Raw genomic sequence first — 13,566 nt, forward strand, 5'->3', positions numbered from 1 at the left:
ATACTAAGGAGTTCTTAATATGTTGGTCTTTTTTAGTTGGGTAATCGCTACCGTTGCAACGCTTGGAAGTCTATTCTTCAGTGAAGTGATGGAGTTTCCACCCTGTGCTCTTTGTTGGTATCAGCGAATTGCAATGTATCCACTGGTTATTATTTTGATTATCGGCTTTTTAAAGAATGATCGAAATGTAACTTATTACGCCCTTCCAATGTCCTTTGTCGGTTGGTTCATCGCCCTCTATCATATTCTTTTGGCCAATGGAATTATTCCTGAAACGGCAGCTCCTTGTAGAGAAGGTGTTTCATGTTCAACAATTTATCTCGATTGGTTTGGTTTTATCACAATTCCACTTCTTTCTTTTGTGGCCTTTAGTGCAATCCTCGCTCTTTTAACTCTTTATTACAGGAGAACTCATGTTAAATAAGAAAATCCTCGCTCTTTTTACTTTCTCTGTCCTATGTGCACTCTTTCTTGTCGGTGTGAAAGTCTATGATTCAATGGAGCAAGAAAAATTTGAAACAATGTCTAAAGAAAAAACACAACTCTTTGTCCGTGATTACTCGCCAGTCTTTGGAGATAAAGAAGCGAAAGTTACGCTCATTGAATTTCTCGATCCCGAATGTGAGAGCTGTCGTGCTTTCTATCCAGCAGTTAAACAATTGATGAAGTTTTACGAAGGAAAGTTAAAGCTTGTGGTTCGCTATGCTCCTTTTCATAGAAATTCCGTTCATGCAATCAAGGTTCTTGAAGCAACGAGAAAGCAAGACAAGTATTGGGAGTCGCTAGAAATTCTTTTTAAGTATCAACCTATGTGGGCCTCTCACCATGATCCAAAACCAGAAAAAGTTTTTGATATTCTTCCTGATGTAGGGGTTGATATTGCTAAACTAAAGGAAGACATGAAAGATCCAAAGCTCGAAGAAATTCTTAAGCAGGAAGTTAGTGATTTAAAAATGCTTGGAGTTCGTGCAACACCAACATTCTTTGTTAATGGTAGACCACTTGAAAAATTTAGCTTCGATCACCTAAGAGAACTCGTCGATTCTGAAGTTAAGAAATTTTACAAAGAATAAAATTTTAAAGAGAGAGCTGATTTTTTAACTCGAGGTAATCCTTAAAGTAAATATCGGCCCTCTCTTTAAAACTCTCATTGTCTTTTGTTAGAATAAGTCCCGCTTTCATACCCGCATTTCTTGCTGCCTCGATATCAAAAGCAAAGTCTCCAATATAGATACATTCACAAGGTTCAAGGTTGTTGATCTTTGCTAAGTGAAGAAGTGCATCAGGTTTAGGTTTTGGAGGAAAGTCTTCTCTTGTAATCACATGATCGACAACTAGAGAATGTTTTTTGATCATGAGTTCACTGCACTCCCTAGAGTTTCTTGTTAGAATGGCCGTCGGGTAGTTTTTTTCTTTAATAGAATTTAAAAATTCAATCACACCAAAAATGAGCTCTGACTCAATGGCTCCTTTTAGCTCGTGCTGATGAACGATTTCATGAGAGCGCTTAATATGATTTGGATCTGTGAGCGTATCAATATGTTCGAGAATGGGAACACCCTCTGGAAACGCTAAATCTTCTCTCATTAAGTCAAAATCTAGCTTTGAATCGACCAATGTGCCGTCTAAATCGAAAAAGAACCCTTTAATCTGCATGACTGTCTCCTTGAAATCATTCTAACTTAGGTTTTCTATTTGTCATAGGATTAACCGAACGCAAAGGGGTTCCGCCTTCGAATTGGCCACCAGAGCTGTTAAGCTAAGTTCATGATAGAATTTAAAAACAAAAAGACAGAAGAAAAAGAAGTTAAATCAGGTTTAGAAAAAGAAATGGAGCTTTTAAAACGCCGTCGTAAGGAATTCGAAAAGCCTGAGCCTAAAAATCCACTTTCCTTTTTAAGAAAAAGTCTCTTAGAAGACTCATGCCTTTCGAAATTATAATCGCATTATTATAGGTAACATGTTGGAATCGCTACTTCTTCTACGTAGGCATTCCAACTTGCACGCCAGTGGTTGATATCGGCATTAATTCCAAAAACTTGGAAAATCCATTCAACTTCTCTTAGTGTGTTGCCTTGTCTTACTGGAATTGAACGATCTCCACGTGATTGGTAGAGTTCGACGACGATCTTAGGAGTGTGTTTAAACGCTTCCTTGTCAGCAAAAATATCGCGACAAGCGTCTTTTCCATTTAATTTGATATCAGCAATGATCTCTGCACGATCATCATCAGATTGTTTGATATTTGATAATTCAAAGTTCAGCTTTCCCTCGGTTTTATCATGAATCTTTTTAAAGATCGTGTTTAGTGATTTCTCATTGAGAATAAATGCCGTTTCAGTGGCAAAGCTTTGATTCATTAGTACACAGAGTACGAGTCCCATTAGTAGTCTCATGTTTCTTCCTTTTTTAGGTTTTTTAGGTAGGTCTATTGTCTCTGCTATAAAATAATGTTCATTTGATTTGTAAGAACTACTGAGGGTGTTCATTTCTTATACATATCTTAAGTTATTGAAATCTATTGCCAAGAGAGTCAAAGCTTCATTAAAATTTAAGCATGAAAACAATGATCTTATCTATGACACTCTTTATTTCACTACTAACTCATGCTGATTCGGCATTTACGGCGAGCTCAAAATATCAATTGACCACCATTTTGGATGTGAAGGGAGTCATTTGGGGCCTCGATTTTTTAAATGAAAATGAGTTTCTTTATACGATTCGTGATGAAGGAAAACTCTATCACTACAATATGAGAACTAAGAAGTCTCAACTGATCTATTCTCCAAAAGTTTATTCAAGTGGACAGGGCGGACTTCTCGATGTTGTCGTTTTAAAAAATGGTGAAATGACCTGGGTCTATTTAACAATGAGTATAGAGGAAAAAGGTCTCGCGACAACGGCACTTGTTCGTGGACAGTGGAAGAAGGACTCACTTGAAAATACAAAGAAAATCTTTGTGGCAAAAGTTTCAAGTGATACGACTCGCCACTTTGGCTCTCGAGTAGTTGTTGATGGAGATCAATTATTCATGACAATCGGAGATAGGGGAGAGAGAGACTTTGCTCAAAAACTCACTCATCACAATGGTAAAATTCTTCGCTTAACTTTAGATGGAAAGGCCTTTAGTGGAAATCCATTTTCAAAAACTAAGGGTGCCCTCCCTGAGATTTGGAGCTATGGACATCGCAATCCACAGGGGATTGCCATGGACAGAGAATCGAAAACTCTCTATAGCTGTGAGTTTGGACCAAGAGGAGGGGATGAGCTAAACCTCATCTCTAAGGGAAAAAATTATGGCTGGCCACTTATAACTTATGGCCGAGAGTACTGGGGTCCTTCAATTGGAACTTTTGAAAAAGAGGGGCTTGAGCAACCTCTGGCCTATTGGACGCCAAGTATTTCTCCCTCTGGGCTTGAACTTTACAGTGGAGATAAAATCCCTGAGTGGAAAGGCGATCTCTTTTTGGCCAATCTAAGTTCGAGGCATATAAGAAGAGTATCAATTAAGAAGGGGAAAGTGATCGAGCAGGAAAGCCTTTTTAACGATCTTAAAGAGAGAATTCGACAGGTTCGAACAGGGCCTGATGGTGCTCTTTACTTTTCAACTGACAGTGGAAAGATTATTCAGGTTTTAAAGAAATAAAAAAGGCTCCCATAAGGAGCCTTTATTTTTTTAGAGTTGCTTTTCCCATTCAAGGCAGCTTCGAACAGCTTCACGAAAGATATCATTCTTAAAGAGAATCGTTCCCATATTTCCAGAAGTCCCACTTTGACGACAACCTCCATGAGTGTGAATCCCAATAATCTTTTGTGATTGTTCATGAATAATACTTGAGCCCGAATTACCACCCATCGTATCCACCCGATATTCAAAATAAGACTTATTAAACCATTTTCCCATTTTGATAATTTCACCAGTGTGAGTCTGTTGAATAAAGGCCTTGTCGCGATTTTCAGTGTCGTGACCATGACCAGTAATACGAATGATATCTCCTACTTCACCGTAGGGCTCAAGATGAACACCATAGTGACCTTGAACTTCTCCTGGATATTTACCCGTGATTTCATTCTTTTCAATTTTAATCACGGCCCAGTCATTTCCCGCGCCCTGATCTTTGTAGCGAAGATAATCTTTTGAACGCAAGTATGTATCTTCTGGAGCTGAGGCAACTGGCAGGCCTTCATTATTTTCTGGCACATTAAAAGAGAGCTTCTCGAGTGCTCCAACACAGTGTCCTGCACTGACAGCACAAGATTTTCCAATCATTGTAACGGTACAACCAACAAGTTGACCTTTACTTGAGGCCCTCGCGATTTTCGGGTTGTAAGAAGGAATGCGATCATCATTCATCCCGCAGATCGTTTTATCATTGGCAAAAGTGTTTGCACCAGCAAGAGCACTACTTGCTAGTAAAAGAGTATAAAAGAAATGTTTCATCCTAAATCCTTGGATAGTTTTGTTTCTTTTAATTATTGAATGTCGGAGAGCACTCCGTCAATTTTTGATCGAAGATGATAGAATATGTTAATTAAGAAATCTTTTTACTTTCATTCGCAATTATCAGGTATCATGTATTTTTATGAATCGCTCTTAACTAAGTGGAGCTTTTTTGAATATCCAAATAAAATTTACAATTAAACTAAAAGAAAATAATGATAAGGTGTACTCGCAATTTCTTGTTGAGTTTGAACAATTTCTTTTTCCCACTAATTCGGCGCGTATTTTTACAGTACATACACCTTCTACTGAAGTTAACTTTCTAGAAGATTCAAATGAAGTTGAATGTCGACTTTTCCTAGAGGAACTAGAATGCCTCCATATTTATTTTCTTCAATATCTTGTAAAAATCTGGGACAGTGAAATTTTCTATAAAGGCTCTAAAGTCGATGATTCAAAGCTCTTTACTTTCTTCATAGAGTCTCTAGGACATAATGATCATCCTGTTATTCTTGATCTCAAAGAAATCTATAAATTTAGTACAAGTGCTGTTGTTCATGATCCAAATTATCTAAGTGAAGATATCTTTGAAGCCTTTCCAATTATTAAAATAGGTGATCACAAATTTGAGACTTTTTACCATCCACTTCCTTGCTATAAAGGGGAAGCTTTTGAAAGATATCCTTTAGTTGCTGATGTTCATAATAAGAAGCTTCTTTCGCCAAATAGTCTAAAACTTTACGCTGAACTGGATTACATTGGTCGTGAAGGAAAAGGAATAGGTCGAATTCTAGGAAGTTTTAAAAATTATTTCATTTTAGATTTTGGTGGAGTTAAAATTTTTTTTGATGGATTAGCGCATGAATTAAAAAGAGAAGATCTAAAAATTGGTGCATTAGTCCAATGCGAATTTGATTTTCTCGGTTTAAAAAGTATTTTTTAGATAACACTCTCATTAATTGCTTCAACAATCGGATAATAGTAAAGATTGACCATCTCATAGCTTCTTTGCGCAAGTTCAGAGATCTCTTCATCTTTACTTGTAAAGATTTGAGCAGAAAGACTGAGGTGGGCCGTGATTTCATCTTGCTTTAATAGGTTCCAAAAATGAGGCAGAAAGCTCATGTCTCCATACCAGAATATTGTATCTCGATTAGAAACAGTGACGCTTTTTTGATTTAGCGAAGTGTAGTTAATTGTAATAGGAGTGATAGTAGACCCGCTATCAATAGCAGCCTTAAATAGAGGGCGCTTGAATCGCTTGATTTCCTCTCCATTAGTGCTCGTTGCTTCAGGGAAAATAATGACATTGAGACCTCCTTTAAGGGCATTTGTAATATCGACAATCTCATTGGAAAGATTTTTCTTCGACCTTCTTTCAACGTAGAGGCAGCCTCCAAGTTCACAAAGTTGACCGAGAAAAGGCATATTTCTCATTTCAATTGATGTTACAAAACAGCTAGGCCTAAATGCAGCAAGGATTAAGATATCAACGTAAGAGAGGTGATTGGCCACGATCAGCTCTCCAGGGGTATCATCAATTTGATTAAAATAGTGTGGGGTATTGGATTTTATATTGATCATCCAAAGAAGAGCTTTTGCATGTAAAGAGAGAATCCTTGTTAAGGGAATTCTTGCTTTGTAGCGAGAGATCTTGGTTAGAAAAAGAAAAGGTAGCGTACTTATCCCATAGGAGAGTACTAAAAGAATAAAGCCTATAAAACGAACGCTCGCTTTTATCATTTTGTAAAATACCTTCTTTTAAATCCTGAACTGACTTCCTTGAGATTTAAAACCGTTAGAAAATCAATGCAGGCAAAATCATTATCAAGAGCTGGTAATCCCTCAATGCTTGCTCCCGCTACGATATAGCTTTTTAAAAGAGGCGGAAGAAGGTTTTTAACTTGCTCTGGGTTTTCTACTTCTAGTCCCTTGAAGTTCATTTTAAACTTTCCTATTGGGCGTATATTGAAATTATCTTCTAAAAGACTTTTCTCTTTTAAATAAAAACATAGATCAAAGGCCTTTTGTTTCTCTGTGATTTTTACGCTTGAGCAACCAAAGAGATAATCGGCCTGGACTTTCATTGAGTATTGACCAATTCCTCGCCAAAGAAGATCAATGACGTTGCCATTTCTATGGCCCGCAGTGATACAGGCCCTTCCTAGTTCAACTTTGACACCTTCTTTTTCAAGAAAATTATCGAGGTTAAATTCACTTTGCGAATAGAAGTTGTGATGGAATTTTGAACAGATGACTCGGTAGGTTCCTACAATCGTCTCACTTTCTTTATCGATAATAATTAAGTGGTCACATCGATGATCGTATTCATCAACATCATAGATTTCATTTGTTTCACAGATATCTTGAAGAAAGTTCTCGTGGCGAAGTTTAAAGGCACCAATGAGTTCATCTAAAGATGTGGCCGTTTTAAGTCGATAATTTTTTGTTTCTAAGTCTAAAATGAGATGTGGTCGATAGGTGGCAAATCGCGGAGAAAGTCGAATTGAGTACTCTTCTATTGTATGTCCAAGACCTTCAAAAGCTTGAATTGAGTTAATTGTTAAAGTCGTCATGGGATCTCCTTTCCTGTTTGGACTTTTCGTTGAGAGATACTAAGAAGTCCGATAGAGCTTGAGTCCTGCTCCATAGGGATTTTCTATCAATGTATTCCTCAGTTGTGTGTAGCTTTCCTCCAATGGGACCGAGCCCATCGAGAAGAAATTTATTTGGATGAGCAAAGTAATTGATATCAGCAGCACCACCTGCATGATTTAATGAAGGGCGGTGATATTCATATTTTTCAATTGCATTCAATAAAATCTGAGTCTCTTCAATGGATTGAGACTCGCTCATTGGTGGGCAATCATCTTCAATTGTGTAGATGAGCTGTCCCAACTTTTGAGAGTAAGGGCAGCTCACAGTTGTCTTTTGAATAATATCTTCAAAGGCCTTATGTAAAATTTCTCGGCATTCAAAACTTGAAAACCGGGCATCAATTTTTGCAAAGGCCCTATCACAAATAGTATTAAAGCCCCCGTTTCCACCATGGAAACTTCCAACATTCATTCGCCTTTGATTTTCTTCATCATTAAGAGAATGAATTTTTGAAATAATAAGACTTAAGTGGTGGGCCGCATTGATATAGTCATTTCCAAAGCGCCCAGAGTGGGCGGCAATTCCCGTTGCACAGAGATGGTACCAACGATTACCGCTTCTTTTATTGATGATGGAACCGTCCTGAAGAGCGGGCTCAAGGCCAAGGATATAGTCGGACTCTTTTCCCATCCTAGAAAAGATCGTATGAAAACCAGTTGAACCCGTCTCTTCATTAGGTGAAATAACCACATTGAAATTGAGATGATATTTTTGATTGGATTGAAAAAAAAGATCTAGCGCTTTTAAGCAAAGAGTAACGCCTCCCTTATCATCCGCGACACCTGCTCCATGAATGAAGTGCTCACACTTTTTAAAAGGTGTCTTTTTTAGTGAGGCCACCACATCACTGTGAGCAATGAATGTAACAGTCTTATTGAGAGGGTGAGTGACTCTCTTTGCAATTAAGAGTGGCGCACTTTCAATTAAAGGATTTGAAATCATCTCAGTTTTAAAACTAAGTCTCTCAAACTCTTCTTTGAGTCGTAATTGTACCTTTTCAATCCCTTTAAGGTTCTTTACTTGTGAATCAATAGAGATGATCTCTTCCAAGAAATCTTCTCCAATGAAATCATTAAGGAAAAGGTCATTAGAAATCGGTGTGTGTGCTCTTTCTAAAATCAAATACATTCCTTATTAAATGTCTCTGATAATAATTAGAGCACAAAAATTGAGCTTTTTTTGTTATGAGTTGATGATCACTTTATTTAGATCTTGTTAGGCTTTTTTTATTCCCATAATTGTTACTTCATTTTTATTAGCATTTAATTGCTTTAAAATAACATGGTAGGGAAGAGTTGGAATCTTCTCTTTAAATTCAGTTAAAACATCGTATCCATCGCTTCCTTGAAACTTAATCGTAAAAACAAATTGAGAGCAATGCTCACTAACAACCCAAGTATCAATTAATTCCAAAATTCTTTGAGGCGTACAAATAATATCGGAAATCGCCCAATCAAGTGGCCTCTCTGTCTTATATTTGAAAGCATCGGCCTGAACAAATTCAACCATGGAATCGTTCATTAGGTCTTCTCGAAGTTCACTTCGATCGAGTGCAATAACTTTTGCGCCAGCTTGTCTTGCTATATAAGTCCATCCTCCCGGACAGGCTCCAAGATCGATGAGCGTTTCATCTTTTAAGATGGGTCTTTCAAGGATGAGTTGAGCTTCAACAATTTTTTTGAAAGCACGCGATGGAGCTTTTTTATTGTCTTCAACATTATTAAAGCCTCCCACAAATGGAGAGAGAAGGCTTTTGTATTGAGGAAGATCTTTTTCTATGGTGATTGAAAGAACGACTTCACGACTTGGAAGAATCATAATTTGTACTACAGAGCGATTGGCCTTCTTCTTTCTAGGGACGAAGATATTTTTCTTTCGAAGTTCTTTGATAATTTTTTCTTTAATGATTTCAGCGCGGCCAGTTTCTAGGACTCCGTACTTATTTGTTAAGCTAAAGACATCTAAGTTTATGGCCTCATTTTCTAGCGGTGCTTTGGCGATGAGTTCACTTGCTTCTTTTGCCTGTTTAGAGATTGATTCCTCTGTGAGCTTAGAAGTATTGATGAGGGCCGCTGTGGAAAAGGCAATATGAGTATCTTTTAAACTAATTTTGTCGTCGAGCTGGATGACGGGGACACCACTGATTCTAGTGAGCTTCTCTTTAGAGCACTTGAGGGTTTCAAGAATTTCTTGTTCTAATGGTCCAACCCAATCCTTATTCTTAGCAATAAAATAGTGCAAAACTTCTCCCAGCTTTTATCTTGATCGATAGAGAAAACTTAACTGATTCGCCGCTTTTTTGCACGTACTAGGTAATGTCTATATGTGTCATCTTGTGCAGCGTAAGTGTATGAAATTACGATTGAAATCCAAGCGAAAAAGAGCCGATTTGGTGATAAATTTTCTCTATGGGGCGATAACTTTTAAATATTTCAAAGAGTCCGTGATTTCGGCGAATATAATTAACAAGATAATAACGCAAAGGAGTTATGAATGAAAACTTTGATTAACACAACTGTGGAAGACTTTAGTGTACAAGCTTACCACAACGAAGACTTTAAAACAGTTACTCAGGAAGATCTAAAAGGTAAATGGTCTATCTTTTTCTTCTACCCAGCTGACTTTACTTTTGTTTGTCCAACTGAACTAGGTGACATGGCAGACAAGTATGAAGAGTTCCAAAAAATGGGTGTTGAAGTTTATTCAATTTCAACTGATACACACTTCACACACAAAGCATGGCATGACACATCAGATACAATCAAGAAGATCAAGTACCCAATGCTTGCTGACCCAACTGGTGCTCTAACTCGTGCATTTGGTGTTCATATTGAAGAAGAAGGTCTTGCTTACAGAGGGACTTTCCTAATGAACCCAGAAGGTCAAATTAAACTTGCTGAAATCCATGACAATGGAATCGGAAGAAATGCTGACGAACTTATGAGAAAAGTTCAAGCTGCTCAATTTATCGCTGAGCACCCTGATGAAGTATGTCCAGCTAAGTGGAAGCCAGGTGCGGAAACTCTTAAGCCAGGTCTTGATCTTGTAGGTAAGATTTAAGAAGTACTTTTGAATAAAATGCAAATGACTCAAGGCCTTCGGGCCTTGGGTTTTAAAAAGAGGTTTCTATGCTAGATAGCGCAATTATTGAACAATTAAAGAGTGTCTTCGGTGCCATCGATAAAAAGATCGAACTTGTGGCCTATAAGTCTGAGGACCAAAAGCAAGGTGAGTTGGAGCAGATGCTCGAACAAATTGCTTCGACAAGTGATCTTATCGATTATGTTCAGCTTGAAGACGCTTCTGCTATTCCTCGTTTTTACTTAACACACGATGGAAAAGAAAACGGAATCCGATTTGCTGGTATTCCTGGTGGGCATGAGTTTACATCACTCATTTTGGCCATTTTAAATTCAAACGGTAAAGGTAAATTGCCTGATGAACAAATTTTAACGCGAATTAAGAATTTAAAGGGTCCAATCGACCTTAAAACATATATTTCACTTTCATGTGAGAATTGCCCTGAAGTTGTTCAGGCCCTCAATATAATGAGTGTCTACAATGATAGCTTCACACACGAGATGATTGATGGAGCTTTTGCTGAGGATGAAATTCAACGATTAAAAATCCAAGGTGTTCCAAGTGTTATCGCTGAAGACAAGCTCTTTAGTTCTGGAAAAACGACGCTTATCGAACTTCTAAAGAAATTGGAAGATCAATACGGCAAGGAAGAATCTGCTCCAGTTAATAAAGACCTTGGAGAGTTTGATGTCGTTGTCGTTGGTGGTGGTCCTGCTGGAGCCTCTTCGGCGATCTACAGTGCGAGAAAGGGATTAAAGACAGTTATTATTGCTGAAAAAATGGGTGGTCAGGTTCAGGATACAAAGGGAATTGAAAACTTAATTTCTGTTCCTTATACAGAGGGACCACAACTAGCAAACCAACTTGCAACTCACATTGCTGAATATGATATTAAAGTTCTTGAGCACAGAAGAGTTCAAGAGATTAGAAATGATAATTTGAAAATTTTAGAACTCGATAGTGGAGAGTTCTTGAAAACTAAGGCCCTCATTGTTGCCACTGGTGCAAAGTGGAGAGAGCTTGGGATTCCAGGTGAAAAAGAGTACATCGGTCGTGGTGTCGCTTTTTGTCCACACTGTGATGGGCCTTACTACAAAGGTAAAGATATTGCTGTCATCGGTGGAGGAAACTCTGGGGTAGAGGCTGCCATCGATCTTGCGGGGATTGTGAAGTCGGTGACGCTCTTTGAATTTATGCCTGATCTAAAAGCGGATGAAGTCCTCGTAAATAAATTGAAATCACTTTCTAATGTGACAATTATTTCAAACGCGAGAACAAGTGAAGTTTTAGGAGATGGTGATAAAGTTGTCGCTCTTGAATACGAAGAACGCGAATCAGGTGAAATGAAAAAAGTTGAACTTGATGGAGTATTCGTTCAAATTGGTCTCAAGCCAAATAGTGAATTCATTAAAGATGTTGTTGAAGTCAATCGCTTTGGTGAAATCGTTGTCGATCAAAAGTGTCGTACAAATGTGAAAGGTATTTATGCGGCAGGAGATGTAACAACAGTTCCTTATAAGCAGATTATTATCGCCATGGGTGAAGGTGCAAAAGCATCACTTACGGCCTTTGAAGATCAAATGGTCTCCTCGTAGCGTTATTTGAGGATTGTGCATAGATGGTGAAGCTTAGTAATTAGTTCTCTCTCGAGATTGCTAAGCTTCACCTTCGTTTTTGAAATTACTTTCAAATCAAATTGAAACTCATCATTAATTAAGTACTTCAGCTTTCCTTCCCTAACTTCTTTTTCAACAATAAATTGGGGCAAAAGAGCTATCCCAAGTCCTTTAAGAACCATTTCCTTGTGCGAGAGAAGGTTATTTGAAGAGTAGCGAATTTGGGTATCTGGATTTAACTCTTTTAATTTCTCTACAACGGGAAAGTTTGCTGAGCGCTTATTTTCAACTTCTTTCGAACCAATAAAAGAAGAGCGCACTTTGTGAGAGTGAAAGTATTCACTTGAAATAACGACTTTAAAGCGAAAGGCAAAGCGCTCGATGATTTTAATACCACTTACTTTTTTAGGAGAGTGGAAACTAAGAGCAAGCTTTAAAGAATCCTCTTTCATTTTCTGAATTAAATCTTCAATAGTAGCACTTTGAATAATTGGGCGAACATGAGGAAAGTCTTTTTCAACTTCTCGAATAAGCTCTGGCATGATCTCTGATGCGATAAGATCACTGCAGCCAAGTGAGTAATTCTCTTTTATCGGAAGCCCCTCATTTCTTGAAAACTCTGCGATTTGATCGATTCCTGCAAAAATCTCCTCACACTTTGAGAATATATATTCTCCCTCTCTCGTTAACTTAACTCCACGCCCGACTTTTTGAAATAGCTGAACCTGAAGTGATTGCTCAAGACTTTTAACATTCTTACTAATGGCCGGTTGTTGAATTAAAAGGTGCTTTGCAGCAATAGAGAAGCTCTCGTATTTAGCGACGAAGAAAAAATGGCGTAAGTTGTTGAGATTTATATATTCCATAATGGAATAGGTTAAGGTCTAATTATATATTATTCAATAACTTTTCTTATCGGTATCAATTCTCTATAATTTTTACTAGGAGAAGAACTTGAAACATTTATTGACCCTTTTATTATTTTTCCCAATACTCTCAAGCGCCCTTACTGTAACGAGTTTGAACGTTGAGTGGTATGGAAGAGGCGGACGAATTAACGGTGATTCTTCACAAGAATTTCGAGATCGTGAGATTGTTCAATTCTTAACTTCTGAGATTCCTGTGAGTGATGTTTATGTCTTTCAAGAAATTACTGATCCTGTGCGATTGGCCTCTCTTTTTCCTGCACTAAATTGTTCAACATATGAAGTAGAGAGCCAATCACACCAATTTGTCGTTATTTGTGCAAAAGAAGATATTGTAGAGTCTTTTGATGCCGAATTTGAAGTACAGCTAGGTCGGGGAGGACTTCGACCGGCCATGATTTTAAACCTTAAAGAGAAGTCTACTTCTCAAGCAATCTCAATTGTAGGTCTCCACTTAAAAGCGGGCACAAGAGAAACCCAAACAAGACTTAATCAAATCGAAAAGCTTGCGAACTCGTTAAAGATTTCAAAAAAGAGTCTTATTATTGGTGATTTTAATACCTTTCCTTTTGATGTAACTGGTAATTGGAAAGATGATCATGAGCTGATGGAAGATATCCTTTCTCCTGTTGGTTACCAGCATATTGAAAATAGAGTAGCTACTTTTCTAGGGCGATTTCCAAAAACCTTAGATCGTGCGTTCTCTCGTGGACTAGAGATTCAATCTCTTCGTGTCTATGGACCTTGTCAAAAAGGCTCAGTACAAACCCCCTATCAAAACGAAAGATTTTACAATCGTAATATCTCTGACCACTGCGCTGTTCAAGTAAAGCTTTAAGGGGTA

General features: G+C 37.8%; 16 protein-coding genes. 8 read left to right on the plus strand and 8 right to left on the minus strand.

Annotation, left to right across the window (positions count from 1 at the left end; translation table 11 throughout):
- The first annotated feature begins 19 nt into the window (after positions 1 to 19).
- Both HBN50_RS01365 and HBN50_RS01370 read left to right on the plus strand, forming a co-directional pair.
- Positions 20 to 424 (plus strand): disulfide oxidoreductase, encoded by a 405-nt coding sequence (locus HBN50_RS01365; RefSeq protein ID WP_273867305.1) that lies wholly within the window; start codon positions 20 to 22, stop codon positions 422 to 424.
- Positions 414 to 1,073 (plus strand): DsbA family protein, encoded by a 660-nt coding sequence (locus HBN50_RS01370; protein WP_273867307.1) that lies wholly within the window; start codon positions 414 to 416, stop codon positions 1,071 to 1,073. The genes HBN50_RS01365 and HBN50_RS01370 overlap by 11 nt, the downstream gene beginning before the upstream one ends.
- Positions 1,074 to 1,077: 4 nt before the next feature.
- Here HBN50_RS01370 and HBN50_RS01375 read toward each other — a convergent pair whose 3' ends face one another.
- Positions 1,078 to 1,656, minus strand: coding sequence for an HAD family hydrolase (locus HBN50_RS01375; RefSeq protein ID WP_273867309.1), 579 nt, complete (start codon positions 1,654 to 1,656; stop codon positions 1,078 to 1,080).
- A 111-nt stretch (positions 1,657 to 1,767) separates the two neighbouring features.
- On the opposite strand from HBN50_RS01375, the gene HBN50_RS01380 reads away from it, so the two are divergent.
- A complete protein-coding gene (locus tag HBN50_RS01380) occupies positions 1,768 to 1,941 on the plus strand; it encodes a hypothetical protein (protein WP_273867310.1) in 174 nt (57 codons plus the stop codon).
- An 8-nt stretch (positions 1,942 to 1,949) separates the two neighbouring features.
- Here HBN50_RS01380 and HBN50_RS01385 read toward each other — a convergent pair whose 3' ends face one another.
- Positions 1,950 to 2,396 carry a hypothetical protein gene (locus tag HBN50_RS01385; protein ID WP_273867311.1) on the minus strand — a complete coding sequence of 149 codons (447 nt, stop codon included), beginning with the start codon at positions 2,394 to 2,396 and terminating at the stop codon, positions 1,950 to 1,952.
- A 161-nt stretch (positions 2,397 to 2,557) separates the two neighbouring features.
- On the opposite strand from HBN50_RS01385, the gene HBN50_RS01390 reads away from it, so the two are divergent.
- Positions 2,558 to 3,646 carry a PQQ-dependent sugar dehydrogenase gene (locus tag HBN50_RS01390; RefSeq protein ID WP_273867312.1) on the plus strand — a complete coding sequence of 363 codons (1,089 nt, stop codon included), beginning with the start codon at positions 2,558 to 2,560 and terminating at the stop codon, positions 3,644 to 3,646.
- 30 nt (positions 3,647 to 3,676) lie between these two features.
- Here the strand turns inward: HBN50_RS01390 and HBN50_RS01395 are convergent, their stop codons facing one another.
- Positions 3,677 to 4,441, minus strand: coding sequence for a trypsin-like serine peptidase (locus HBN50_RS01395; protein ID WP_273867313.1), 765 nt, complete (start codon positions 4,439 to 4,441; stop codon positions 3,677 to 3,679).
- 172 nt (positions 4,442 to 4,613) lie between these two features.
- Between HBN50_RS01395 and HBN50_RS01400 the strand changes: the two genes are divergently transcribed.
- The gene (locus HBN50_RS01400; RefSeq protein WP_273867314.1) at positions 4,614 to 5,384 is read left to right on the plus strand and encodes a hypothetical protein; all 771 of its coding nucleotides are present in this window, start codon (positions 4,614 to 4,616) and stop codon (positions 5,382 to 5,384) included.
- Here HBN50_RS01400 and HBN50_RS01405 read toward each other — a convergent pair.
- The 4 genes from HBN50_RS01405 to HBN50_RS01420 all read right to left on the minus strand — a co-directional run bounded on the left by HBN50_RS01405 (position 5,381) and on the right by HBN50_RS01420 (position 9,340).
- Positions 5,381 to 6,184, minus strand: coding sequence for a lysophospholipid acyltransferase family protein (locus tag HBN50_RS01405; protein WP_273867315.1), 804 nt, complete (start codon positions 6,182 to 6,184; stop codon positions 5,381 to 5,383). The genes HBN50_RS01400 and HBN50_RS01405 overlap by 4 nt on opposite strands.
- Entirely contained in the window at positions 6,181 to 7,017 is an 837-nt protein-coding gene (locus HBN50_RS01410) for a GNAT family N-acetyltransferase (protein ID WP_273867317.1), read from the minus strand. The genes HBN50_RS01405 and HBN50_RS01410 overlap by 4 nt, the downstream gene beginning before the upstream one ends.
- On the minus strand, positions 6,998 to 8,221 hold the full coding sequence (locus HBN50_RS01415) for a M20/M25/M40 family metallo-hydrolase (RefSeq protein WP_273867318.1): 1,224 nt from the start codon (positions 8,219 to 8,221) through the stop codon (positions 6,998 to 7,000). Before HBN50_RS01415 ends, HBN50_RS01410 begins: the two co-directional genes overlap by 20 nt.
- A gap of 93 nt (positions 8,222 to 8,314) precedes the next feature.
- Positions 8,315 to 9,340 carry an SAM-dependent methyltransferase gene (locus HBN50_RS01420; RefSeq protein ID WP_273867319.1) on the minus strand — a complete coding sequence of 342 codons (1,026 nt, stop codon included), beginning with the start codon at positions 9,338 to 9,340 and terminating at the stop codon, positions 8,315 to 8,317.
- Positions 9,341 to 9,592: 252 nt separating this feature from the next.
- On the opposite strand from HBN50_RS01420, the gene ahpC reads away from it, so the two are divergent.
- Both ahpC and ahpF read left to right on the plus strand, forming a co-directional pair.
- Positions 9,593 to 10,159: an alkyl hydroperoxide reductase subunit C gene (gene ahpC / locus HBN50_RS01425; protein WP_273867321.1), complete on the plus strand. Its 567-nt coding sequence runs from the start codon at positions 9,593 to 9,595 to the stop codon at positions 10,157 to 10,159.
- 68 nt (positions 10,160 to 10,227) lie between these two features.
- Positions 10,228 to 11,775 carry an alkyl hydroperoxide reductase subunit F gene (ahpF, locus tag HBN50_RS01430; protein ID WP_273867323.1) on the plus strand — a complete coding sequence of 516 codons (1,548 nt, stop codon included), beginning with the start codon at positions 10,228 to 10,230 and terminating at the stop codon, positions 11,773 to 11,775.
- A 2-nt stretch (positions 11,776 to 11,777) separates the two neighbouring features.
- On the opposite strand, the gene HBN50_RS01435 is transcribed toward ahpF, so the two are convergent.
- Positions 11,778 to 12,662: a LysR family transcriptional regulator gene (locus HBN50_RS01435; RefSeq protein WP_273867324.1), complete on the minus strand. Its 885-nt coding sequence runs from the start codon at positions 12,660 to 12,662 to the stop codon at positions 11,778 to 11,780.
- Between the two features lie 88 nt (positions 12,663 to 12,750).
- Between HBN50_RS01435 and HBN50_RS01440 the strand changes: the two genes are divergently transcribed.
- On the plus strand, positions 12,751 to 13,560 hold the full coding sequence (locus HBN50_RS01440) for an endonuclease/exonuclease/phosphatase family protein (RefSeq protein WP_273867326.1): 810 nt from the start codon (positions 12,751 to 12,753) through the stop codon (positions 13,558 to 13,560).
- The last annotated feature ends 6 nt before the right edge of the window (positions 13,561 to 13,566 follow it).

The sequence above is a fragment of the Halobacteriovorax sp. GB3 genome, assembly GCF_028649655.1.
GTDB lineage: Bacteria > Bdellovibrionota > Bacteriovoracia > Bacteriovoracales > Bacteriovoracaceae > BSW11-IV.

Coding starts and splice junctions, on each gene's coding strand:
- HBN50_RS01435 (WP_273867324.1), bottom strand. CDS start 12,662: ATGGAATATATAAATCTCAACAACTTACGCCATTTTTTCTTCGTCGCT.
- HBN50_RS01395 (WP_273867313.1), bottom strand. CDS start 4,441: ATGAAACATTTCTTTTATACTCTTTTACTAGCAAGTAGTGCTCTTGCT.
- HBN50_RS01365 (WP_273867305.1), top strand. CDS start 20: ATGTTGGTCTTTTTTAGTTGGGTAATCGCTACCGTTGCAACGCTTGGA.
- HBN50_RS01405 (WP_273867315.1), bottom strand. CDS start 6,184: ATGATAAAAGCGAGCGTTCGTTTTATAGGCTTTATTCTTTTAGTACTC.
- HBN50_RS01370 (WP_273867307.1), top strand. CDS start 414: ATGTTAAATAAGAAAATCCTCGCTCTTTTTACTTTCTCTGTCCTATGT.
- ahpC (WP_273867321.1), top strand. CDS start 9,593: ATGAAAACTTTGATTAACACAACTGTGGAAGACTTTAGTGTACAAGCT.
- HBN50_RS01375 (WP_273867309.1), bottom strand. CDS start 1,656: ATGCAGATTAAAGGGTTCTTTTTCGATTTAGACGGCACATTGGTCGAT.
- HBN50_RS01390 (WP_273867312.1), top strand. CDS start 2,558: ATGAAAACAATGATCTTATCTATGACACTCTTTATTTCACTACTAACT.
- HBN50_RS01385 (WP_273867311.1), bottom strand. CDS start 2,396: ATGAGACTACTAATGGGACTCGTACTCTGTGTACTAATGAATCAAAGC.
- HBN50_RS01410 (WP_273867317.1), bottom strand. CDS start 7,017: ATGACGACTTTAACAATTAACTCAATTCAAGCTTTTGAAGGTCTTGGA.
- HBN50_RS01380 (WP_273867310.1), top strand. CDS start 1,768: ATGATAGAATTTAAAAACAAAAAGACAGAAGAAAAAGAAGTTAAATCA.
- ahpF (WP_273867323.1), top strand. CDS start 10,228: ATGCTAGATAGCGCAATTATTGAACAATTAAAGAGTGTCTTCGGTGCC.